16 protein-coding genes are annotated in these 23076 nt (G+C 66.4%); 6 read left to right on the forward strand and 10 right to left on the reverse strand.

Translation table 11 applies throughout. The features are described from left to right. Positions 1–2: 2 nt before the first annotated feature. From ACHMWQ_RS09550 to ACHMWQ_RS09575, 6 genes are all read right to left on the reverse strand, one after another. Complete coding sequence (locus tag ACHMWQ_RS09550) at positions 3–1001, reverse strand: substrate-binding domain-containing protein (RefSeq protein ID WP_266333476.1); 999 nt, start codon at positions 999–1001, stop codon at positions 3–5. 37 nt (positions 1002–1038) lie between these two features. Next, the gene (locus ACHMWQ_RS09555) at positions 1039–2679 is read right to left on the reverse strand and encodes an FGGY-family carbohydrate kinase (RefSeq protein WP_396307285.1); all 1641 of its coding nucleotides are present in this window, start codon (positions 2677–2679) and stop codon (positions 1039–1041) included. A gap of 275 nt (positions 2680–2954) precedes the next feature. After that, positions 2955–4481 (reverse strand): ATP-binding cassette domain-containing protein, encoded by a 1527-nt coding sequence (locus tag ACHMWQ_RS09560; RefSeq protein ID WP_396307286.1) that lies wholly within the window; start codon positions 4479–4481, stop codon positions 2955–2957. After that, positions 4478–5542: an ABC transporter permease gene (locus tag ACHMWQ_RS09565; protein WP_354552608.1), complete on the reverse strand. Its 1065-nt coding sequence runs from the start codon at positions 5540–5542 to the stop codon at positions 4478–4480. The genes ACHMWQ_RS09560 and ACHMWQ_RS09565 overlap by 4 nt, the downstream gene beginning before the upstream one ends. Before the next feature lie 84 nt (positions 5543–5626). Next, complete coding sequence (locus ACHMWQ_RS09570) at positions 5627–6748, reverse strand: substrate-binding domain-containing protein (RefSeq protein WP_396307287.1); 1122 nt, start codon at positions 6746–6748, stop codon at positions 5627–5629. 202 nt (positions 6749–6950) lie between these two features. After that, complete coding sequence (locus tag ACHMWQ_RS09575) at positions 6951–7769, reverse strand: IclR family transcriptional regulator (RefSeq protein WP_354552610.1); 819 nt, start codon at positions 7767–7769, stop codon at positions 6951–6953. A gap of 445 nt (positions 7770–8214) precedes the next feature. Between ACHMWQ_RS09575 and ACHMWQ_RS09580 the strand changes: the two genes are divergently transcribed. Further along, entirely contained in the window at positions 8215–10278 is a 2064-nt protein-coding gene (locus ACHMWQ_RS09580) for a hydantoinase/oxoprolinase family protein (RefSeq protein WP_396307288.1), read from the forward strand. Positions 10279–10292: 14 nt separating this feature from the next. Further along, positions 10293–12059 carry a hydantoinase B/oxoprolinase family protein gene (locus ACHMWQ_RS09585; RefSeq protein ID WP_396307289.1) on the forward strand — a complete coding sequence of 589 codons (1767 nt, stop codon included), beginning with the start codon at positions 10293–10295 and terminating at the stop codon, positions 12057–12059. 91 nt (positions 12060–12150) lie between these two features. Here ACHMWQ_RS09585 and glsA read toward each other — a convergent pair whose 3' ends face one another. The 4 genes from glsA to ACHMWQ_RS09605 all read right to left on the reverse strand — a co-directional run bounded on the left by glsA (position 12151) and on the right by ACHMWQ_RS09605 (position 17592). Next, on the reverse strand, positions 12151–13107 hold the full coding sequence (gene glsA, locus ACHMWQ_RS09590; RefSeq protein ID WP_396307290.1) for a glutaminase A: 957 nt from the start codon (positions 13105–13107) through the stop codon (positions 12151–12153). Beyond that, positions 13104–14636 carry a putative glutamine/gamma-aminobutyrate antiporter GadC gene (gene gadC / locus ACHMWQ_RS09595; protein ID WP_396307291.1) on the reverse strand — a complete coding sequence of 511 codons (1533 nt, stop codon included), beginning with the start codon at positions 14634–14636 and terminating at the stop codon, positions 13104–13106. The genes glsA and gadC overlap by 4 nt, the downstream gene beginning before the upstream one ends. A gap of 161 nt (positions 14637–14797) precedes the next feature. Beyond that, positions 14798–16210 carry a glutamate decarboxylase gene (locus ACHMWQ_RS09600; protein ID WP_396307292.1) on the reverse strand — a complete coding sequence of 471 codons (1413 nt, stop codon included), beginning with the start codon at positions 16208–16210 and terminating at the stop codon, positions 14798–14800. A 125-nt stretch (positions 16211–16335) separates the two neighbouring features. Then, on the reverse strand, positions 16336–17592 hold the full coding sequence (locus tag ACHMWQ_RS09605; protein WP_396307293.1) for a porin: 1257 nt from the start codon (positions 17590–17592) through the stop codon (positions 16336–16338). 935 nt (positions 17593–18527) lie between these two features. Between ACHMWQ_RS09605 and ACHMWQ_RS09610 the strand changes: the two genes are divergently transcribed. From ACHMWQ_RS09610 to nirC, 4 genes are all read left to right on the forward strand, one after another. Beyond that, positions 18528–19118 carry an ANTAR domain-containing response regulator gene (locus ACHMWQ_RS09610; protein ID WP_396307294.1) on the forward strand — a complete coding sequence of 197 codons (591 nt, stop codon included), beginning with the start codon at positions 18528–18530 and terminating at the stop codon, positions 19116–19118. Between the two features lie 35 nt (positions 19119–19153). Next, entirely contained in the window at positions 19154–20485 is a 1332-nt protein-coding gene (locus ACHMWQ_RS09615) for a CmpA/NrtA family ABC transporter substrate-binding protein (RefSeq protein ID WP_396307295.1), read from the forward strand. Between the two features lie 315 nt (positions 20486–20800). After that, entirely contained in the window at positions 20801–22264 is a 1464-nt protein-coding gene (gene cysG / locus ACHMWQ_RS09620) for a siroheme synthase CysG (protein WP_396307296.1), read from the forward strand. An 11-nt stretch (positions 22265–22275) separates the two neighbouring features. Next, the gene (gene nirC / locus ACHMWQ_RS09625; protein WP_396307297.1) at positions 22276–23076 is read left to right on the forward strand and encodes a nitrite transporter NirC; all 801 of its coding nucleotides are present in this window, start codon (positions 22276–22278) and stop codon (positions 23074–23076) included.

Raw genomic sequence — 23076 nt, forward strand, 5'->3', positions numbered from 1 at the left:
TTCTACTCTCCCCAGCAGTTTTCCAGGCCCCACTTGGAGTCCTTGGATTCAATGCCGTCCACCGGATTGTCGGTGATCAGGATGGTACCGGAATTGTTGACGCCGGTCGGCTTGGGACCGCCATTGACGGCCTTGACGATCGCCTCGACGGCAAGCGTGCCCATATTGGTCGGGAACTGCATCACGGTCGCGCCGATCGTGCCGTCGGCAACGCTGCGGACGCCCGAGCAGCTGCCGTCGATCGAGGTCATCACGATGTCCTTCTTCGCCCGCTTGATGGCGAGGAAGGCGCCCTGGGCCGCCGGCTCGTTGATCGTGTAGACGGCGTTGATGTCGGGATGGGCCGACAGCAGGTTTTCCATCGACGACTGGCCGGTCTCGACATTGGCCTGCGTCAGTGCGGTGCCGGCGATCTCCGGAGCGCCCTCGGCAATGCCGAAGCCCTTCAGGAAGCCGTCATGGCGCGCCTTGGCCGTCTTGTCGGAGAGGTCGTAGTCGAGCATGGCGATGCGGGCCGGCGTGCTGCCGAGCCGGGCCTTCGCCCATTTGCCGATCAGTTCGCCGGCGGCGAGGTTGTCGGTCTCGTAGGAGGCGTCGGCGGCGGTGGCGGGCTCCAGGGAAGTGTTGGTCGTCACCACGATGATGCCGGCGTCGCGGGCCTTCTGCACGATCTTGACCAGCGCCGAGGCGTTGGCGGGATCGAGCACGATGCCCTTGGCGCCGCGGTTGATCATGTTCTCGATGGCGGCGACCTGGGTCGCGGAATCGCCGGCGACGCTCGATTCTGCCGTCATGGTCTCGAGGCCATGCTTTTTGGCCGCGTCGACGCCCGCCTGCTGCAGCTTGGCGAAGAACGGGTTTGCCAGCTGCTGCTCGACGATGCCGATCAGGAACGTCTTGTCTTGTGCCTGCGCACCTGCCGAAAGCGCCATGGTGGCGGTCAGCGCGAGCGTCGCGGGCATGGCGATGGACCGTAGGGTCCGGCTTGTCATCTTCAACATAGTCCTGGTCTCCTCCAACCTGGTTTATTGTCGATTGTCACGGATGTGCCTGGTCAACCTCCCGCTCCGGGCTTGCGGGCTGGCTCGCGAATCGCGACGTTTCCGACGAGCCGTTCGGAAAGCCGCCCGCCGTCCCAAGCGCGCGCATCGACTGGCGAAGCCGGTCGTCGGCGGCGAGCTGGCGGTATTGCTGATAAAGCGAAGCGTAGACACCGGTGGCGGCGGGATCGGGCGTGAACCGGTCGAAGCGTCGGGCGCCGAAGCGGGCCGCGCCGGCGGCGAAATCCGGGACGACGCCGGCCGCGACCGCACCATGGATGGCGGCGCCCACAGCGGTCGGGTTGGCGATGTCGGGAACCTCGATCTCGCGTCCGAGCACATCGGCCATGATCTGCAACAGCAGCGGATTGCGCCGCGACAGGCCGCTGGTCAGGATGACTCGGTCGATGGGCAGGTCGCCGGCGGCGAGGTGATCGAAGATCGAGCGCGCGCCATAGCAGAGCGCCTCCAGCAACGCGCGATAGATCTGTGTCGAGCTGGTCGAGAGGTTGAGCCCGACCAGCAGGCCGCTGAGGCTCGAATCCGCGTAGGGAACGCGGTTGCCGCTCCACCAGTCGAGCGCCATCAGACGGCTCTGGCCCGGGTTGAGCGAGGCGGCGCTTTCATCATAGAGCCGGAAGCTCTCGGCCACCGTCTCGGCGCGGGGGAAATTGCGGATGTACCAGGCGAGAATGTCGCCGAAGCCGGCCTGTCCCGCTTCGTAGCAGGCGAGATCCGGCAGCACGGCACCATCGGCGACGCCCTCGATGCCATCCGGCAGTTCGCCCGCCCGGTCGCCGAGCAGCAGGTAGGCGGCGGAGGTGCCGAGCGCACCGACCAGCGTGCCGGCGGCGATGCCGTCCACGGCCGGCAGCACGACATGCGAGTCGATGACGGCGACGGCCACGACGGCATCGCCGCGAATGCCGGTCCGCTCGTGCCAGCCCGGCGCCAGCAATCCTGCGGCCGAGCCGACGGGCAGGGGCGGCGACAGACGGTCGGCGAGGCCCGGTACGGTATGGTTGGGATAGCCGCTCTCGGCCGAGAACTGCGCCTTGTAGGCGGCGAAGTCGAGGCTGCGGGCCTCGAGCCCGGTCAGTTGCCAGACCAGCCAGTCGCCGGCCTCGATGAAGCGGTCGGCCTGCTTCCAGATCGCCGGCGCCTCGGCTTCGATCTGCGCGGCCTTGGCCAGCATCCATTCGCCAGAAAGCCGGCCGCCGAAATTCTTCAGGAAGCGGCCCCCCTGGGCGTTGATCGCATCGGCATAGGGCTGGGCCGCCGCATGCTTCCAGAGCTTCACGAATGCATGCGGTTCGTCGGGGAGCAGGGCGGAGAGCGGGGTGCCGTCGGCGCGGGCGGGCAGCGGCGTGCTGGCGGTGAAGCCGATGCCGATGCCGGCGATCTCGAAGCCCCCGCCGATCGCGGTCAGAATCGCTTCGGCCGCCTCGAGATAGTCGGCGGCGTCCTGCAGTGCATAGGCGGGCGGCAGCGCCGTGCCGTCGGGCAGGGCGGAGGTCATGACGCCGTGCCGGTAGGGGTGGGTGTGGCTCGCTTCCTGCTCGCCCGTCGTCGCATGGATGCGGACGCCGCGCGCCGACTCCGTGCCGAAATCCAGACCTAGCAGATAGACGTCAGCCACGATGCACCCAGTTCACTCCTGCGGAGGGCCGAATGGGCCCGCCTCGATCCTGCTCGCCGGCGAACAGGAAACGCTCCCTGTCGCCGGCGACGAATTAATGTCCGCGTGTGGTCTTAAGTCAACTGAGTTATGTATATTTTTGGACGTATATAAATAGGCCGACACTCGAGTTGGCGTTCGGGATCGCCAAACGAAAATCGCCCCACCGTGGCCGGCGAGGCGATCAATCGAGGTTGGAAGCACAGCAGCGCGTGTTACGGGCCGTCTAACCGCTGTCAGGCAAAGGCGGGCAGCCTTTCGCCAGCGGGCAGGGCGGGGCTGCTTTCCGGCAGGCTTTCATAGTGGGCGAGGCGATCGCCGAGCGTCGGTATGTCTGCGATTTCGGCCATGTCGATCCGCCCGACGATCCGCCCCCGTGACAGCACCACGACCTCGTGCGCCACGTCGAAGATCTCCTGCACCTCGGTGCAGAAGACGACGACGGAGCGTCCGCGGGCGGCGAAGTCGCGCAGCAGTTCGTAGATGTCGGCCTTGCTGGAGATGTCGACGCCGCGTGTCGGCTCCTCGATCACGATGATGTCGGTGTTCTCCTCCATGGAGGCGCCGAGCACCACCTTCTGCTGGTTGCCGCCGCTGAGCGAGGTGATCGGGTGGCTCGTGCTGCCGGTCTTGACGCGATAGCGCGCTACGCCCTCGCGGGCGATCGCCTCCAGCCGGCCGGGATCGAGGAGGCGCGATCGGCCGCCCAGCGCGCCGAGGCCGAGCCGCGCCGCGAGATTCTCACCGACGCTCATATTGTGGAACACGGTGTGCCGCCGGCTTGCCGCGAGATAGGAGACAGACGTGCGGCCTCGCGGCGTCAGGCTCTTGCGGTCCGCTTCGCACATCGGGCGAAAGGCGCCGATCGCCTGCGCCAGCTCGCGCGCGCCGGACCCCTCGACGCCGGAAAGCGCGATGATGCGGCCCGGCATCAGGTCCATCGAGATGTCGCGGAAGGCGTCGAGCCGGTCGGCGCAGCGGGCGAGGCGCCAGACCGGCGATCCGGCCTGGCCGGAGGCGGCCCTTGGCGCGGCGCGGGTTTCATCCGGCTTCCGGTCGCCGGCATGGCTTGCCGTCAGATGGGCGGCGATTGCGGTCTCGCTGATCTCCGCGCCGTTGATCTCGGCGCTGATGCGGCCGTCGCGCAGCACCAGCACGCGGTCGCAACTGCGCACGAAATCGTTCAGCCGGTGCGTGATCAGCAGCACGATCCTGCCATCCCGAGCGAGTTCGCCCATGGTGGTGAAGAGCGCTTCCGATTCCTGTTCCGTCAGCGCCGAGTTGGGCTCGTCGAACAGGTAGACGTCGGCATCGCTCAGCATGGCGCGGGCGATCTCGACGCGCTGCTGCACGGCGAGCGACAGATCGGCGAGTTCGTAATGCGCGAAGGCGGCGATCCCGAGCCGGGTCAGCACCGCCTCGGCGGCCGCCGGATCGACGGCGATGCGGCCGAACCAGTGGCCCTCGCGACCGACGGCAAGATTTTGCTCGACCGTCATGTTGGGCCAGATATGCGGCTCCTGGTGCACGACGGCGACCCGCTGCCACATGTCCGCGACCGGGCCGTCGGGCCGCTGCAGTACGATCTCGCCGCTATCCGCCTTCTCCTCGCCGGCCAGCATGCGCATCAGCGTGCTCTTGCCGGCGCCATTCGGGCCGGCAATGCCGATGATGCTGCCCGAGGTGATGTCGAGATCCAGCCCGTCGAGCGCCCGCGTCGCTCCATACCGCTTGGTGATGCCCTTGCCGGTGAGCCGGATCATGCCACGGCTCCCGTGCCCGAACGGACCGAGCGCTGGCCGGCGCTGCGGATCAGCTTCTGCGAGACGAGATCGAGCCATACGGCGCCGATCGTCACCAGACCGATGAACAGGAGCTGGACGAAGGAGCTGACACCGAGCAAAGCGAGGCCGTTGTTGAGAAGGGCGAGCAGGATGACGCCGAGCAGCGTGCCCACAATGGTGCCCCGGCCGCCATTCAGGCTGGCGCCGCCGATGACGACCGCCGCGATGACCTGGAAGGACAGCGAGCTGGACTGGGTCGGGCCGACCGAGCCGACATAGGAAAAATCGAGGATGCCGGCGAGCCCGGCCATCAGCGCGCTCAGGACGAAGACGACATATTTGTACTTCTTGAGCGGCAGGCGGGCGACGCGCGCCGCTTCCGCATTGCCGCCCATCGCCATCAGGCGGAAGCCGAACACGGTGCGGTGGCGCAGGATCCAGAACAGGATGAAGGCGCCGACCAGCCACAGCGTCTCGACGGGAATGTCATAGGCCATCAGCGCGCCGCCGAGGCCGTGGAAGAAGGAGAGTTCCCAGGCGGGCGGCAGCGGCTCGTTATAGGCCGGGGTGAAGGTGGTGGCGTTGCTGATCAGCAGCGACAGGCCATCGGCCACGTTGAGCATGCCCAGCGTCGTGATGAAGGAGGGAAGGCCGGCCCGGACGGTCAGGAAGCCATTGAGCAGGCCGGTGAGCAGGGCGATACCGAGGCCGGCCGCGAGCGCCACCAGCAGCGGCGTCGTGAAGGGCAGGCTGCCGCCGCCGAGCCAGAGCGTGGCGGTAACCGTGCCGGCCAGCCCGTAGACGGCGCCGACCGAAAGGTCGATTTCGCCGAGCAGGATGACCAGCATCTGGGCGAAGGCCACCATGCCGAGCGCTACCATCGAGCGGACCAGCGTCAGCATGTTTTCGGGGCTGAGAAAGGCCGAACGTTGCGACTGGACGATGACGGCGATGAGGACGATAGCCAGCGCCAAACCGAGGGTTCGCAGGCTGTTCAGGACTTTTTGCTGCCCCAGGAGGGCAAGGGCGGACTGGGTCATGGTGGCTCCGGGACGGCAGCGACAAGGGAGAAGCAAGGACGGCGCGGAGATCGGATCCCCGCGCCGTCCTGTCGGCGCTGAAGGCTAGCGGGCGGCCTTGAGGCGCTCGCGGCCTGCGTCCACGGTCAGTTCGTTCGCGCCGCCGGCCTGGGTGATGACGATCGGGCGCAGGAACTGCATCGGATCGGCCGGGGTCTCGCCCTTGGCAAGGAACTGGGCGCACTGCTCGACGGGGGCCTGGGCCTGGTTGTCGAAGCCCTGGTCGATCGTGACCAGCGTGTTGCCTTCGCCGATCGAGTCGAGGATGGCGCCGCTGACGTTGAAGCCCGAGGCGAACACCTTGCCATTGAGCTTCAGGTTGCGGATGACGTTGCCGACGCCCTCGATGCCCTGGTCGGTGTGGAAGAACAGGGTGACGTCCGGATTGGCGGTCAGGAACGGCGTGACCGAGTTCAGCACTTCCTGCGTCGTGAAGTTCTTGCCGGTCGGGATGCCGCTCTTCACGTCATTGAAGAACTTCGCGTCGGGGAATACCGACTTGTAGCCTTCCATGAAGCCTTCCATGCGGGCCTGCGCCCAGGGCTGGTCGGGAGCGCCGCTGCCCATGGCGATCTGGTTGACCTTGATGCCCTTTTCCTTGATCAGCCGCGCGGTCGTCTCGCCGTTGATCTTGCCCGCCTGCACCTCGTTCAGCGCGTAGAAGGCGAAGCGCTTGGCCTTCGGCGCGTCGATGTTCAGCGTGAACACCGGGATGCCGGCATCGGCATATTTGTTGATGATGTTGGTGAACTGGTTCGGCAGCGGCGGCTGCAGGGCCAGGCAGTCGACCTGTCCCGAATTCAGCAGCGTCTCCAGCTCGGACAACTGCTTGGCGGTGTCGGGATTGACCGGTCCGACCATGCGGCACTCGGCCGAAAGCGACTTGTTGGCGGTCTCGCAGCCCTTCTTCGTGCCGATGCGCATTTCGGCGCCCTGGATCGGCAGGCCGGTGCCTTCGATGCCGACCACGATGTTGGCGGTCTCGCCCGCCTCGAGCTTCTTGACGATGCGGGGCGCGAGCTTGAACTCCCCCCAGGGCATGGCGCGGCTCTTCGCTCCGTCCGGCACGGTGATGCCGGCCGCGTGGGCCGAGGTGGCTGCGCCGCAAACACCGGCAAGCAGCGCGGATCCGATTACCGCGAGCATGCGGCTTCTAAGGCGGGACATGTGGCTCTCCGTTCGCATCTGGAAGTGTTCTGTTAGGCAGAACTATGTTTTGTGCACTTGAACTGTAACGGAGGGGCGCGGCTTGTCAATACGACCGCTGGGGTCGTCTGGCGGCGTTCGTGGTGAGGGGGGACAGGCGCGCGGAAGCGCCCCCCGCGCAGGCGGGAGGTCGGTCCGGACCGGTTGGCGGGACGCGGGTGTCTTAGCGCTCTGAGGGCAGGGCGGCGTGCGCCGGGCCGCCGAGCAGGAGGCTGATCCGATCGGCATGGGCGCGGACGATCGCGCCCAGGCGGTGCACGTCCTCGTCGGCGCGCTTCATCGTCGTGACGCTGATCGCGGCCACGGCGGCGCTGTTGCGGTCGTAGATCGCCGCGCCGACGCACAGCACGCCGATATTGTCTTCCTCGTTGTCGAGGGCATAGCCGCGCTCGGCGATCACCTTCAGTTCCTCGATCAGGGCCGCCGGTGTCGTGAGCGTGTGTTCGGTACGCCGCGGCATGCCGAGCCGCTTGAGGATGGCTTTGACCTCGTCCTGCGGCAGCCGCGCCAGCAGCGCCTTGCCGACCGACGAGCAATGCGGCAGCTCGCGGCGGCCAAGCGACGACATCATGCGGAACGGCCCCGGCGCATCGACGCGCCCGATGGCCACCGCATGGCCATCGTCAAGCACGGCGAGGCGCGAAGTCAGCTTCGTCGTGTCGGTCAGTTGCTGGAGGATCGGGGTGGCGATCTGGGTGATGCCCATCTCGGCCACGGCACGGTCGCCCAGATGCACGAGCGCCAGGCCGAGCCGGTAGAGGCGGCCATTGCCGACGCGGGTATCGGCCACGAATCCGCGCGCCACCATGGTCTGCAGCAGGGTGAAGGCGGTGCTGCGCGAGACGCCGATGGCCGCCGCGATCTCGCCCACGCCCATCCCCTTGCTGTCGCCCGCGCCCAGGGCTTCGAGCACGTCCAGGGCCCGGCCGACGCTGCGCAGCGGATATTTGTCGGGAGTGCTCTCGTCAGGCGTGGTGGACACGGTTGGTTGCCTTCTGGTTTCGCCGCGCCTGCAACGTGCAGGGCGGATAGGGCCGTCCGCACAACCGATACGCGGAACGATGGCCCGTTGACAATATCCTCGAACTGCCCCTACGATTTGCATAACAGAACCATGTTCGGCTTAACAGAACAGATAAATGGTTGCGACGGGGAAGTGCAGGATGCGGTCGGAACGTCAGAGTTTCTATCCCGGGGAGGCGCGCATGGATCGATCGGTTGCGGTCGGCGGGCGCGATCTTCGCCGGGTGCTTTCGACACCGGCGCCGGCTGACGGACTCGTTCAGCCCCGACGCCGCGCCGGGCAACAGCCATAGCCGTCCGGGTTCATCCCCGCCTTTCCGGGGCCGTCTGCGGTCTCGCACCTTTTCCGATCCCTTCTTGAAGGCGCCGCCGCTCTCGGTCGCGCCCGCATTCTGGAGCCGACAATGGGCCTTCGTTTTGCCGTCGATACGGGCGGCACCTTCACCGACCTGATGGTCGCCACGGAAGATGGCGTTCTCAGCATGCACAAGGCGTCGACGACGCCGTCCGATCCCGTCGCCGGCGTGATCGACAGCCTGCGGATCGCCGCCGAGGCGGCAGGCGAGGACCTGCACAGCTATCTGGGTCGCGGCGAGATCCTCGTCCACGGCACGACGCATGCGATCAACGCCATCGTCACCGGCTCGACCGCCCGCACGGCCTTCCTGACGACCAAGGGCCATCCGGATACGCTGGTTTTCCGCGAGGGCGGGCGCATCGAGCCGTTCAATTTCACGGTGCCCTATACCGAGCCCTATGTGCCGCGCGCGCTGACCTTCGAGGTGCCGGAGCGCATGACGGTCAGCGGCGCGGTCAAGATGCCGCTGGACGAGGCGGCCGTGATCGAGGTCCTGGCGAAGCTGAAGGCGGCCGAGGTCGAGGCGATCGGCGTGTCGTTCCTGTGGTCGGTGGTTAATCCGGCGCATGAACTGGCCGTCGGCGCGCTGATCGAAAAGCACCTGCCGGGCGTGCCCTACACGCTGTCGCATGAGATCAATCCGTCGATCCGCGAATATCGCCGCGCCTCCTCGACCTGTATCGACGCCTCGCTGAAGCCGGTCATGGGCGCCTATATGCGCGGCCTCGAACAGCGCCTGCGCGACGCTGGCTTCCAGGGCCGCGTGCTCGTCGTCACCTCGCAGGGCGGCGTGATGGACGCGGCGCGGGTGGCGGAAGCGCCGGTCCATCTGATCAATTCCGGACCGAGCATGGCCCCGGTCGCTGCCAAGGCCTATGGCGCTGACGACGCGGCCGAAACCCTGATCGTCGGCGACACCGGGGGCACCACCTTCGACGTCTCGCTGGTCCGGCGCGGCCGCATTCCGCGCAGCCGGGAGACCTGGCTCGGCCAGCCTTTCCGCAGCCACATGACCGGCATGCCCTCCGTCGACGTGAAGAGCATCGGCGCCGGCGGCGGTTCGATCGCCTGGGTCGATGCGGGCGGCCTTCTCCATGTCGGCCCGAAAAGCGCCGGCGCGGTGCCGGGCCCTGTCTGCTACGGTCGTGGCGGCACGCGGCCGACGCTAACGGACGCTTCCGTCGCGCTCGGCTTCATCGACGCCGAGTTCTTCCTCGGCGGCAAGATGGCGCTGAACAAGCAGGGCGCGCTCGATGCGATCCGCACCGACGTGGCCGAGCCGCTCGGCAAGACGGTCGAGCAGGCAGCCGAGGTGATCGTGGCGTTGGCGACCGAACACATGGTCCAGGCGATCATGGACATCACCGTCAACCAGGGCATCGACCCGACGCAGGCAACCTTCGTCGCGGGCGGCGGCGCCGCGGGCATCAACTGTGTGGCGATCGCCCGGCGTCTCGGCTGCAAGCGCGTGCTGGTGACGGAAGCCGGCGCCGCGCTCTCGGCCTCCGGCGCGCTGATTTCCGACCTGACCGCGCACCAGCAGGCCATGTTCCATTCGCGCAGCGACAGCTTCGACGTCGACGGCGTCAACAAGGTGCTGGCCGGCCTCAAGGCTTCCTGCGACGCCTTCGCGGCAGGCCCCGGCGCCGGCGCCAAGGCGGTCGAAATCGATTGGTCGACCGAGGCGCGCTACACGGACCAGGCCTGGGAAATCGAGGTCCCGCTCCGGGTGCCGAGCTTCGTCGGCGGCGATGACGTTCGCACGCTGGTCGCCGATTTCCACCAGATGCACCAGGATATCTTCGCCGTCAGCGACGACAAGGCGGAGATCGAGACCGTGAGCTGGAATGCCGAGGTGCGCTGCCGCATCGGCTCCGGCGTGCCCGGCCGTCTCGCAGCCGACAGCCGTCCGGCCAAGCTGCCGTCGCGCCCGGTCCGCTTCCTCGGCACCGACTGGATCGACGCCGATGTCTGGCGGCTCGAATCCATCCCGGAAGGCCAGCCCTTGCTTGGCCCGGCCATCGTCGAATCCGATTTCACGTCGATCGTCATCGATCCCGGCGCAAAGGCCTGGCGCGACGCATCCGGCAATCTCGTCATCGAAGTCTGAGCGGAGAGAGACCCATGTCCGACACCAACAAGATGGATGGCTCGACGCTCGCGGTGCTGACCGCCCGCTTCGAGGGCATCGCCCGCAAGATGGCGAACACGCTGCACCGCACCGGCCGCTCCGGCATTCTCACCATCGCGCGCGATTTCTCCTGCGTCGTGCTGACAGCCAAGCACGAGCTGCTGGCAACGGCCGAAAGCCTGCCCAACCATGTGCTGCGCGGGCCCGACATCATGTCGCGCACGATGACCGACAATCATCCGGTGCTGAAGCGCGGCGACGCCTTCCTGCACAATTCGCCCTATCACGGCTGTACCCATCCCGCCGATCACTCGATCCTGATCCCGATCATTGACGAGGCGGGCGTTCATCGCTTCACCGTGCTCGCCAAGGCGCACCAGGCCGATTGCGGCAACTCGCTGCCGACGACCTATATGGGCGCGGCGCTCGACGTCTATAATGAGGGCGCGCTGATCTTCCCGGCCGTGAAGGTGCAGGACAACTACCAGCACGTCATGGACATCATCCGCATGTGCCAGATGCGCATCCGCGTGCCGGACCAGTGGTGGGGCGACTATCTGGCGACGCTGGGGGCTGCCCGCGTCGGCGAGCGTGAGATCCTGGCGCTCGGCAAGGAAATCGGCTGGGATCGGCTGGAAGACTATTCGCAGCAATGGTTCGACTACAGCGAGAAGCGGATGATCGAGGTGATCCGCGCGCTGCCGAAGGGCCGCGTCACGCGCACCAGCACGCATGACGCTTTCCCCGGCACGCCGGCGGAAGGCGTGACCATCACGGCGACGGTCGAGGTCAAGCCGGAAGAGGCGATGATCGAGGTCGACATGACCGACAACCCTGACTCGATGCCGAACGGGCTCAACCTGTCGGAGGCCTGTTCGCTGTCGGCGCCGATGATCGGCATCTTCAATTCGATCGATCACACCGTGCCGAAGAACGAGGGCAGCTTCCGCCGCATCAAGATCCACCTGCGCGATGGCTGCGTCGTCGGCCGGCCGCGGCATCCGACTTCCTGCTCGGTCGCGACCACCAACATCGCCGACCGCGTCGCCAATCCGGTCCAGGCGGCCCTGGCCGAACTCGCCGATGGCCTCGGCCAGGCCGAGACGGGCGCCTTGATCCCGCCCTCCTGCGGCGTGGTTTCCGGCGTGCATGACGGCAAGCCCTTCGTCAACGAGGTTTATCTCGGTTGCACGGGCGGGGCGGGCACGCCCTGGACGGATGGCTGGCTGACCATCCTGCATGTCGGCAATGCCGGCATGTGCTACCAGGACTCGATCGAGATCGACGAGCTTCGCCACCCCATTTTTGTCCATGCGCGGCGCCTCATCTCGGATTCGGAAGGCGCGGGAAGGTTCCGTGGCGCGCTCGGCGCCTATTCGGAGTTCGCGCCGGTCGACTGCTCGATGACGGTCGCCTATGTCAGCGACGGCAACGTCAATCCGGCGCTGGGCACCCGTGGCGGCCTGGCGGGGGCGACCTCGGCGCAATATCGGCGCCTTGCCGACGGCACGCTGCAGCCGGTCCCGGCCTGTGCCGAAGTCGTCATCGGTCCCGATGAAACCATGGTCTCGATCAGCGGTGGCGGCGGTGGCTACGGCCATCCGCACGAGCGCGATCCGGCCCGCGTCCTGCACGATGTGAAGGAAGGCTGGATCAGCCGCGACCGTGCGGCCTCGGTCTATGGCGTCGTGCTGACGGACGACAACCGCATCGACGCCGAGCGGACCGCCGAGGCAAGGCAGACGCTGGTCCCCGCCTAGCGGGCTTTCGCGATGAAATGCCGGATCGCGCAACGAGACCGCGATCCGGCAATACGTCATGCCCGTTCGGTGCGCCGGGCGGGCTGACCGGTTAGCGCGGGGCAGGGGCCGGGCCGAATGGGTTGAGGGCGAGCGCCCTGGCCACATCAGCGACGGCGGCCTGAGCCCGCACGCTGTTTCCGACCGGGTCGAGCGGCGGCGAGAAGGCGGCGATCGCCATTTTGCCTGGCGCGACCGCGAGGATCCCACCCCCGACGCCGCTCTTGCCCGGCAGGCCGACCGTATACGCCCAGTCGCCGGAGGCCGTGTAGAGCCCTTCCATCATCATCTCGGCAAGGATCGGCGCCACATTCTGGGTCTGCACCACCCGCTTGCCGGTCAACGGATTGACGCCGCCCGAGGCCAGCGTCGCGCCCATGACGGCGAGGTCGACTGCCGTGATCAGGGTTGAGCACTGCCTTGTATAGACGTCGACCGCCTCCATCGGCTCCGAATACATGGCGCCGGCGCTCTGCATGAGCCAGGCAAGCGCGCGGTTGTGAAAATTGGTCGACTGCTCCGACCCGTTGACGTCCTGGCTCATCGATAGCGGGCGACCGGCAAAAGCGCTCTGGATGCCGAGGATCTGCTGGTAGCGATCCTCCTTGTCCTTCGCCGCCACGAGGCTCGTCGTGGCGATCGCCCCCGCATTGACCAGCGGGCTCAGGGGGCGGTCCCCGTGCAGTTCCAGCGCGATCACCGAATTGAAGGCCTCGCCGGTCGGATCCGCGCCGATCTTCTTGCGAAAGGTATCGGCGCCGACCTGCTCCATGGCGAGCGCCATGGTGAAGACCTTCGAGATGGATTCGATCGCGAATTCGAATTTCGCGTCGCCGGCGGTAAAGACCTCTCCGCCGGTGGTAACCGCCGCCACGCCGAACAGGTCCGACGGGACGGAGGCGAGATAGGGAATGTAGCTCGCATTCGCGCCCCCCGGCAGAGCCTTGTTCTCCGCATGGGCCTGCGCAACGGCCTCTTCCAGCCGGCTCTTTTCCATCACCTGGGTCATGGCTGTGCCTTTCCTTTTTCGACCGCGACGGCCTGCGTTTCCCATGTGAACGGCGCGAAGTCGGGATCCGCGCCCTTCCAGCTCGGCTTCCGGACGGCGTAGATCAGGCTCGGAATGACCAGGAACAGCACGGCGAGGATGACCAGCAGGCCGACATAGAGTTCGGGGCTACCCACGCTGATCTGATCCGGCGGGATGAAGCTGAAGACGAATGCGGTCAGCGCGGCCAGGAAGCCGACGCCCCCCACGATCCACATGCCGGCATTGCCGCCGGGCAGCTTGTAGGGGCGAGGCCGGTCCGGCTGGCTGTAGCGCAGGCGGATGGCGGCCGCGAACATGGAGAGATAGGCGATCAGATACAGGATGTTCGCGAGCTGGTTGAGGATCTGGTAGGCCGCCTGCACCGAAGGCAGCACGACGAACAGGATCGAGAGCAGCGTGACCAGCACCGCCTGCAGCAGCAGGATGAAGGTCGCCTGGCCGTGCTGGTTGGTCTTCTGCCAGAGCTTGGGAAGATAGCCCGCCTTGGCCACCGCGAGCAGACCGGTGGAGGGGCCGACCACCCAAGTGGTCACGCAGGCAAAAACGCCGATCGCCAGCATGATGGCGACGACGGACGACGCCCAGCCTATGCCGGCCCAGGTGAAGAGATCATCATAGGCGGTCAGGATCGCCTGGGTCAGGTTGATGTCGTTGCGCGGCACGACGAAGGCAATGGCAAGCGTCGCCAGCACCAGGATCAGCACCGTACCCGCCGCCGCGATCATGATGGCGATGGGATAGTTGCGCGTCGGGTCCCGGACCTCCTTCACGTGCACGGCATTCATCTCCATGCCCGCGTACATGAGGAAAATGCTGGCCGCGAGGACGATGTTGCCGAAGTTGGAGAAGTCCGGGAGGATATCGCCCCAGGCGATCACCACCTCCGGCGCCTGGCCGGAAAGGACAAAGAGAAATCCGAGAACGATCAGGATGGTGGCCGGGATGAACACACCGATGACGCCGCCCCATTTCGCCACGGCGGAGAAGGCTCCCGCGCCGCGCAGGCCGATGAAGGTGGCCGCCCAGTACACGATGAGGACGAGGGCGAGCACGAAGAACTTGTTGCTCGCGATGGTCGACGCGACCTGCTCGTTCGGGTCGACATAGGCGATCGATACCGCGCCGAAGGTCAGCGCCGTCGGCAGGAACACGCAGACTTCGACGAACAGGATCATCATGATCGTGAACGCCAGCCTCCCGCCAAAGGCCTCGCCGACCCAACGGAACATGCCGCCCTTCTCGGGCCATCCCGTCGCCAGCTCGGCCGCGATGAGGGAGACCGGCACGAGGAAGAGTACGGCGGCCAGCAGGTAGTAGAAGATGGAGCTCAGTCCATATTCGGCTTCCGAAGGCAGGCCGTTCAACGACACCACGGCGGTGACGTTCAGGAGAGCCAGTCCGAAGATCGTGATCTTGCCGGCCTCGATCTTGGGCCGGGATTGTGCGGGAGCGACGCCCGCCTTCGACGTATCGCCAACTGTTGTCACTATAGCCTCCAACCATTGATCCGTTGAGAAACGGCGCGTCCAGCGCAAGGGTCTCGCGGCCGCGCGGCTTGGTGCGATCTGCCCATTCGGCGCGCCCGGTCGCCCTCCGCTTGCCGCGCCCGGAGGCGATGAAGCGGAGGGATTCGATGCGGGCGGCGGGGTCAGTTGTGGTTGAAGCCGCTGGCTTCTTCTTCTGTTAGTGGCTTCACCACCGGGTGCTTGTCGAAGAAGTCGACCGCGCGGCGCATGTCGTCGAGCAGGAGCGAGCCGAGGTCGAGGCTGACGCCGTGGCGCACGAGGATGCGCTGGATCACCAGATCCTCCCGGTCTGCCGGCAGCGAATAGGCCGGCACCTGCCAGCCCCGGCTGCGGAGGCGATCGGCAAGGTCATAGAGCGTGTAGCCGCCGATGCCGTTCGCCTCTTTCAGCTTCCAGCAAAGCGCGGGAATGCCGGCGGTCTTGTCCCCGTCGAACAGCACCTCGAACGGACCCATCGCCGCGATCTCGCGGGCAAGATATTCCGCCGTCGCGTAGCAGGCGTTCTGGATCTTGGCGTAGCCTTCGCGCCCGAGGCGGATGAAGTTGTAGTATTGCGCGATCACCTGCCCGCCGGGACGGGAGAAGTTGAGCGCGAAGTCCGGCATGTTGCCGCCGAGATAGTTGACGTTGAAGACCAGTTCCTCGGGCAGGTCGGTCTTCTCGCGCCAGACGATCCAGCCCACGCCGAGCGGCGCGAGGCCGAACTTATGGCCGGACGAGTTGATCGACTTCACGCGATGCAGGCGAAAGTCCCAGGGCACCTCCGGCGCGCAGAACGGGGCGAGGAACCCGCCCGAGGCGCCGTCGACATGGATCGGAATATCGAGCCCTGTCTCGGCCTGAAGCTTGTCGAGCGCGTCGCTCACCGCCTTCACCGGCTCGAACTGGCAGGTGAAGGTGACGCCCATGGTCGGCACGACGCCGATCGTGTTCTCGTCGACGCGCTTCAGCACCTCGTCGGCATTCATGATCAGCCGGTCGCCTTCGAGCGGGATCTCGCGCAGCTCGATATCGAAGTAGCGGGCGAACTTGTGCCAGCAGATCTGCACGGGGCCGCAGACGAGGTTCGGCTTGTCGGCCGGTTTACCGGCTGCCAGGCGCTTCTTGCGCCACTGCCATTTGAGCGCCAGCCCGCCCAGCATGGCCGCCTCCGACGAGCCGACGGTGGAGCAGCCCAGCGTGCCCGCCGGGTCGGGCGCGTTCCAGAGATCGGCGATCATCGCGACGCAGCGCACCTCGATCGCGGCGGTCTGGGGATATTCGTCCTTGTCGATCATGTTCTTGTCGATCGACAGTTCCATCAGGTCGCGGATCTCGTCATCGACCCAGGTCTGGCAGAAGGTGGCGAGGTTCTGGCGCGAATTGCCGTCGAGCATCAACTCGTCGCGCACGGCGGCGAAGACATGTCTCGGCTCACGCTCGACAGCGGGAAAGGTTGTTTTGGGAAGACACAAAGCGAGATCTTCCGAGGAATAGATGTCGTCGAGGATTTCGCCACGTAGTGCGGCGCTGGCTTTGCTTGCGGTCACAATCATCTCCCGGGTCTGGGTTGGTGTTTGGGGTGAGGTCGAGCGATCGGCGGTCTTGAGGCCGGGCAGGAGGCTTTGGACTGGCGTGCGCGGATCTCTGGTCCGGCGACACGACGCTGGAGCAGACTGGTTCAGAAGGTGTACTGAGCCATCAGCAGCAGGTCGTGCGCGTCCTGCGAGGCCTGCGGCAGGCCGTTCGACGTATCCACGTAGTCGTTGGCGCTGTAGTGGTTGTAGATGTACTGCGCGACGAACGTGGTCTTGCTGGTCGGCGACCAGACCAGATTGGCGCCGATGTTGAAATTGTCCGCGCCGGAGCCGCCATAGCTGGCCTGGGCCACGGCATCATGCAGCTTGAAGTTCGCGTAGCCGCCAAACACTGCCGAATTGAGCGTCGGCGTCCAGTTGTGGAGGTATTGCGCGGTGACGTTCCAGCCGGTCACGCGGGATAGGCCGCCTGTCGCGCTGTAATAGGCATCCGGCGGAGCGAAATCGCCGCTCGGATTGACGAGGCCGAGATAGGAGATCGCGCCATCGACATAGGCGCTTTGCAGATAGATCGAGTCATTGGCGGCGATCATCGGCATCTCGATCATGACGCCGCCCTGCACCGCATAGCCCCAGGTCGAGGCGTCGGCGGCGCCGGGCTCTGTTCCGCTATATATCTTCACCCGGTGCAGCGCGGCCGAGAGCTGGTAGCGCCCCCAATCCGTCGTCTGGCCCAGCGCGCCGACGAAATCCGGCATCGTCGAATCCTGCTCGAAGGCGGCCGTCGAATAGGCATTGGCCGCGTCGATGCCGCCGCCGCGATAATTGCCTTGCTCAAGGGAAAACGTTGCGGAGAACCCTTTCGGCAGGGAGGCGGTATAGGCCACCAGCGGCAGGCTGGTGCTGTCGCCGATCGTGGCCGGATCGGTGCCCTCGACATTGGCATTGCCATAGAAATCAAAGAAGGAATCGCGATAGCCAATGGTCGCGCCGGCCCATTCGGCGGTGATGGTCTGCGGCTCGAACTGGACCTCGGGCGGCCCGCCCGACCAGGGCTCGGCGCCGCGATATTGGAAGCGTATATCGGTCGTTGTCTTGAACGGCCCGCCGACCTCCAGCATCGTCGTGGTATTGAGCGTCAGTCCGAGCGTGGCAATACCGTAGACCTCCGACGCGCTCTCGGGATAGTCGGTATAGCTGTTGGAATAGACTTCGCCCCAGACATAGGCCCCGGGGTTGATGCAGGTCTTTAGCGCCTCCACCCAGATATAGGCGTTGTTCTGGATGGGGCATTGCGGATCGGCCGCCGTCTTGTCGGCGGCGGCGGCGGGATCACCGGCCAAGGCGAACAGCCCGGCCGCTGCGGCCAACGTCGCCAGATGTCTCGTGGAATGCGTCATGTGCCCCTCCCGATAACGCAGACAATAGGGATCCGATCGCGCCCAGCGGGCGGCGCTCGAAAGGCCGTTTGCGAAGTGTGGTGCTCCGCCTGGCCAGATTTCCGATGAGCGGGTCGGCAACGCGCCGGCCCCGATAGCAACCTTCCCCTTTGAGGCGTCGCGGCGTGCAAGGAGGAAGAAGGAACGGTCTTTACCGGCCATTCGCCGGCGCCGAGCCGTTCGTGAACCCGTCCGATAATGGGCACGTCCTTGATGCGCTGCCCTTGGGACCAAGCCTATGGAGAACAAGACGGCTCGATCAACCGACCGTATGATCAGGTTGTCAACCCTAGGTTGCTATGATATTCTACCCATATCTCCAAATTTAATTCAAAATTCGATTTTGCAGTCTTTGACGCGCAGAAAGATCTGTCCTTACAGTCGCTTCACTGTTCAGTCGGGGGTAGCGGATGCGGGCAAAGGGCAGTCTGATCGATGCGGTCTGTAACCTGAGATTGCATTATTTGGCTTGCCGGCGCTGATTGTCTGGATCGATCCGCTGGGGCTCGATGGGAGCGGTTCTCCTGTCCGCACTCGGGATGTCCGAGCACCTCGCTCATTCCCAATAGCCAGCTCTTTCCGCGCCGCCGTCCGCTTGGCCGGTCAGCCCCGGAGATCCTTTGCTTCTCCCCCGAGAGCCGGTTCCATCCATTGGGATGCGAGTGTAGTGGTGGCAAATCCCGTCGGCCGCTCATGTGCTGTATCAAAACTCCAGGAAACGCCCGCGGGTCTTGCATTGGGGTATAAATCCTGCCGGCTCCCGGGCGGGCATGGTTAGGTGTTCGTTGGGTTCGGTGTTCGGACCGTGGCGGCTACCGCCGGGCAGAACCGGTCTTGCATGATTCTTGCTTGGGTCTCATCTCGATGCGGGGTGTGCGAGGACTGATGGGTCGCCGATGAAACCAAATGCCATCCGGGTCGTGGTGGTCGACGACAATGCGGTTCGGGCGGCGATCCTTGTCGATGGCCTGCGCGAGGCCGGCATTGACGGCGTCGAGGTGATCGAGACCAGCACGCAACTCGTTCGCCGGCTGGCTGCGATCGATCCCGACGTCATCATCATCGATCTCGAAAATCCCAGCCGCGACATGCTCGAGCAGATGTTCCAGGTGTCGCGCGTCGTGTCGCGTCCCGTGGCGATGTTCGTCGACCAGTCCGATCAATCTATGATCCGCGCCGCCGTCGATGCCGGCGTCTCCGCCTATATCGTCGACGGCCTGAAGAAGGAGCGGGTGAAAGCTATCGTCGACATGGCGATCAGCCGCTTCGAGGCGTTCGACCGGCTGCAGCGCGAACTGCTGGAAGCGAAGAGTGAACTGGCCGACCGCAAGGTGATCGACCGCGCCAAGGGAATCCTGATGCGGTCGCGAAACCTGTCCGAGGAAGAGGCCTATGCGCTGCTGCGGCAGGCGGCGATGAACGAGAAGCGCCGCATCGCCGACATCGCGCAGAGCCTCGTCACCGCGGCCGGATTGCTCGGAAAATAGCCATGCTGAATGCCAGGAAAGGCGGAAACGACGCCATGACCGCACGCTCGACGATGCCAGACCCGGACGGCGACCGGCTCGCCGGTCCCGCCGCGATCCGGCCGGACCAGAACCGCATCGTTCGCGTCGGCTTCATTCCGCTGCTCGACATCGCCGTTCTGGTCGCGGCGGAGGAGCAGGGCTTCGCGTCCCGCGAGGGGCTGAGCCTGCAACTGATCAGGGATGTCTCCTGGGCCAATATCCGCGACCGGCTCGCCTTCCATCAGTTCGATGTCGCGCACATGCTGGCGCCGATGGCCGTTGCTTCCTGCGTCGGGCTGGGCTCCAACCCGTCGCCGACCCTTGCGCCCTTCGTGCTCGGGCGCGGCGGCAATGCCATCACGCTCTCCGTCGGTCTCTATCGCGACATGCAGGCGCTGGCCGGGCTCGGTGGAAACGAAGATGCGCTGACCAATGCGCGCGCGCTGGCGCAGGTGATCGCGGCGCGGCGCGAGGCCGGGCAAAGGCCGCTGGTCTTCGCCATGACCTATCCCTTCTCGTCGCACAATTACGAGTTCCGCTATTTCATGGCGGCGGCCGGCATCGATCCTGACCGCGACGTGACGATGACCGTTGTGCCGCCGCCGCTGACCGCCGAGGCGATGGCCGCCGGGGCGATCGACGGCTTTTGCGTCAATGCGCCCTGGAACATGATCGCGGTCGAGCGCGGCGTCGGTCGCGTCGTCGCGGTCAAGGCGGATATCTGGCCGGCCGCGCCGGAAAAGGTGCTGGGCGTGCGGCCGGATTGGGCCGAGAGTCAGCCCGAGACGCTGTCGCGCCTGATCGTCGCGCTCGATGCGGCGGCAAGATGGTGCGACGTGCCGGAAAACCGGACGACGCTCGCCGCCATGCTGGCCGAGCCCGGCTATGTCGGCGGCTCCCCGGCGCTGATCGGCTCGCTGCTCACCGATCGTTTCCTCGTCGATCCCGATGGCACGCTGCGCGATATTCCGAACTACCTGACCTTCCACCGCGAGGCCGCGAATTTCCCCTGGGTCAGCGAGGCGCTGTGGCTGTTCAGCCAGATGGCGCGCTGGGGCCAGGCGCCGCTGACGCCGCAGGCGATCGAGCGCGCGGCGTCCGCCTATCGGCCCGATCTGTATCGCCAGGCGCTGGCGGGCTCCTCGACGCCGCTGCCGCTCGCCGACCGCAAGGTCGAGGGCAGTCCGGTCGCCATCGAGATCGAGACCACGGCAGGGCCGATGCGGCTGCCTGCGGCGCCGTTTCTCGACGGGCGGGCCTTCGAACCCGACCGGATCGTCGACTATGTCGCCGGGTTTCCCGTCACCCATCCGACCTCGGGCAGCGGGCGCCACGACCTGCTTTAGCCGCCGAAAGCAGCATGGCGCCGCCCGCAATTCCAGCGGTATGCTTATAAATTAGTCTTGAGTAAAGATGAGGCAAGGCCTTACACTTATTCCAAGCTGAGTTCGGTTATGACCGAATTCGCCGCCAGGGTGATCAACGAAGATCCGCCCTTGGCCTGCCTCTGAAGAGGCTATCCCGACAACGACGTCGCCGCATTCGAGTGCATGAACGCACGGCCGCGACGCATGCATCCGTTTTCCGGCGACGATCCCGCTTTCCTCCGAATTCGCTCGGAACGGAGAGCCGTGTCCATCCCCCCGATGACAGGAGATCGCATGCCGCTTGCCAGCCGCCAGCCCCGTATTGCCGCGCCGCGCATCGCCCCGCTCGCCGTCCTGCCCATCTTCCTGCGGCTGGAAGGCAGGCGCGCCCTCGTCGTCGGCCACAGCGCCGCCGCGGCCTGGAAGGCGGAGCTTCTCGCCGCCGCCGGGGCGGCCACCTGCCTTGCCTGTGTGGGCGATGCGCCGCTTGCTCCCGAACTCGCCGCGCTGGTCGAGGCCGGACGGATCACCGTGCTGGGTCCCTATGAACCCGGACAGTTGCGCGGCATGGCGATCGCAGTCTTTGACGCCGAGACGGACGGGCAGGCGGCGCAGTTTCGCGACGACGCCGTGGCCGCCGGCATCCCCCACAACGTCATCGATCGCCCCGATTTCTGCAGCTTTCAGTTTGGCGGCATCGTCAACCGCTCGCCGGTCGTGATCGGCATTTCAACCAACGGCGCCGCGCCGATCCTTGGCCAGGCCGTGCGGCGGCGGATCGAATTCGCGCTTCCCGCGACGCTTGCCGCCTGGGCGGAGCGCGCGGCCCGGATGCGCCGGACGGTCCTGGAAACGCTTCAGCCGGGGGCGGAACGCCGCCGCTTCTGGGAGCGGTTTGCCGATCTGGCGCTCGCCCCGGCATCGCCCGCCGAGGCCGGCGATCTCGCGCAACTCATCGATGAGGCCCGGCGTGGCGAGGTCGCCGCGCCGGTTGGCCGCGTCACGCTGGTCGGCGCGGGCCCGGGCGATCCGGACCTGCTGACCGTCAAGGCGGTGCGCGCCCTGCAGGCGGCCGATGTCATCCTGTTCGACGATCTTGTTTCCGATGGCGTGCTCGAACTGGCGCGTCGCGAGGCGCGGCGGATGCTGGTCGGCAAGCGCGGCGGCCGGGCCTCCTGCGCGCAGGACGATATCAACGCCATGGCGCTCAAGCTGGCGCGGCAGGGCAAGAATGTCGTCCGCCTCAAGTCGGGCGATCCGATGGTGTTTGGGCGCGCCGGCGAGGAGATCGGGGCGCTGCGGGCCGAGGGCATCGCTGTCGAGGTCGTGCCCGGCATCACGGCCGCGTCGGCGCTGGCGTCCAGCCTCGGCGCGTCGCTGACCCATCGCGACCACGCCCATTCGGTCCGCTTTGTCACCGGCCATGGCCGCGACGGCGACATGCCGGATCTCGACTGGCGCGGCCTTGCCGATCCCGAGACGACGCTCGCCGTCTATATGGGCGGCCGCACGGCGCCTGAATTCGCCCGCCGCCTGCTGGCCGAGGGCCGCGCCGCTGCGACCCCCGTCGTGCTGGCGCAATCCGTCTCGCGACCCGAGCAGACCATCCGCCACACCACCTTGGCGAGCCTCGCAACCGAACCGTCCAGCCGTTCCGACGGCCCGGTCCTGGTCGGCATCGGCGAGGCGTTCCGCCCCGCCGCGCAAGCCGAAATCTACCACACCGATACCGCACAGACCCTTCTCTTTGGCACCTGAGGACCAGCAGCATGTTTGACGAGACCATCAGCAAACTCTCCGCCCTTGGCGCGTCCAAGGCCCGTCTGCTCGAGACCAACCCGGCCGGCTTCTTCATCGGCTCGGCCATGGCCGGCATCTATGTCGGCTTCGGCATCCTGTTGATCTTCAGCCTCGGCTCGCTGCTCGATCCGAGCATCCGGCCGCTCGTCATGGGCGCGTCGTTCGGGCTGGCGCTGATCCTCGTCGTCTTCGCCGGCGCCGAGCTCTACACCGGCCACACCATGAACATGACGATCTCGACGCTGGAAGGTCAGACGACGCTCGGCCAGCTCGGTCGCGTCTGGCTGGCGAGCTGGGTCGGCAATCTCGTCGGCGCGATGCTTTTGGCCGGCCTGTTCGTCCTGGCCGGCGGCGGATCGATCCTCTCGTCGCCGAGCGAGTTCATCTTCAAGGCGGCCGCGGCCAAGATGAATGCCGATCCGGTGCAACTGGTGGCGCGCGCCATCCTCTGCAACTGGCTTGTCTGCCTGGCGCTCTGGATGTCGGCCCGCACCACCAGCGACGCCGCCAAGATGATCGCCATCGCCTGGTGCCTGTTCGCCTTCATTGCGTCCGGCTACGAGCATTCCGTCGCCAACATGACCGTCTTCGCGCTCGCCCTGTTCTCGAAGCATCCCGACACGATCACCTGGGCCGGCGCCGCCTGGAACCTGTTCTGGGTGACGATCGGCAACACCTTCGCCGGCGCCATCCTGATGGCAGGCGCCTATTGGGTGGCGGCGGCGCGGCCTTCGTCCCGGTCCGTCGCCGGCATCGTCGCGGCTGAGTGA

The organism is Kaistia sp. UC242_56 (assembly GCF_044452255.1).
Lineage (GTDB): Bacteria > Pseudomonadota > Alphaproteobacteria > Rhizobiales > Kaistiaceae > Kaistia > Kaistia defluvii_A.

Excerpts from the sequence above, each read along its gene's own strand:
- ACHMWQ_RS09550 (WP_266333476.1), bottom strand. The coding sequence starts at position 1,001 with ATGTTGAAGATGACAAGCCGGACCCTACGGTCCATCGCCATGCCCGCG.
- glsA (WP_396307290.1), bottom strand. The coding sequence starts at position 13,107 with ATGACCCAGGTGATGGAAAAGAGCCGGCTGGAAGAGGCCGTTGCGCAG.
- ACHMWQ_RS09570 (WP_396307287.1), bottom strand. The coding sequence starts at position 6,748 with ATGTCCCGCCTTAGAAGCCGCATGCTCGCGGTAATCGGATCCGCGCTG.
- ACHMWQ_RS09580 (WP_396307288.1), top strand. The coding sequence starts at position 8,215 with ATGGGCCTTCGTTTTGCCGTCGATACGGGCGGCACCTTCACCGACCTG.
- ACHMWQ_RS09565 (WP_354552608.1), bottom strand. The coding sequence starts at position 5,542 with ATGACCCAGTCCGCCCTTGCCCTCCTGGGGCAGCAAAAAGTCCTGAAC.
- cysG (WP_396307296.1), top strand. The coding sequence starts at position 20,801 with ATGCCGCTTGCCAGCCGCCAGCCCCGTATTGCCGCGCCGCGCATCGCC.
- ACHMWQ_RS09610 (WP_396307294.1), top strand. The coding sequence starts at position 18,528 with ATGAAACCAAATGCCATCCGGGTCGTGGTGGTCGACGACAATGCGGTT.
- nirC (WP_396307297.1), top strand. The coding sequence starts at position 22,276 with ATGTTTGACGAGACCATCAGCAAACTCTCCGCCCTTGGCGCGTCCAAG.
- ACHMWQ_RS09585 (WP_396307289.1), top strand. The coding sequence starts at position 10,293 with ATGTCCGACACCAACAAGATGGATGGCTCGACGCTCGCGGTGCTGACC.
- ACHMWQ_RS09560 (WP_396307286.1), bottom strand. The coding sequence starts at position 4,481 with ATGATCCGGCTCACCGGCAAGGGCATCACCAAGCGGTATGGAGCGACG.
- ACHMWQ_RS09600 (WP_396307292.1), bottom strand. The coding sequence starts at position 16,210 with ATGATTGTGACCGCAAGCAAAGCCAGCGCCGCACTACGTGGCGAAATC.
- ACHMWQ_RS09605 (WP_396307293.1), bottom strand. The coding sequence starts at position 17,592 with ATGACGCATTCCACGAGACATCTGGCGACGTTGGCCGCAGCGGCCGGG.
- ACHMWQ_RS09615 (WP_396307295.1), top strand. The coding sequence starts at position 19,154 with ATGACCGCACGCTCGACGATGCCAGACCCGGACGGCGACCGGCTCGCC.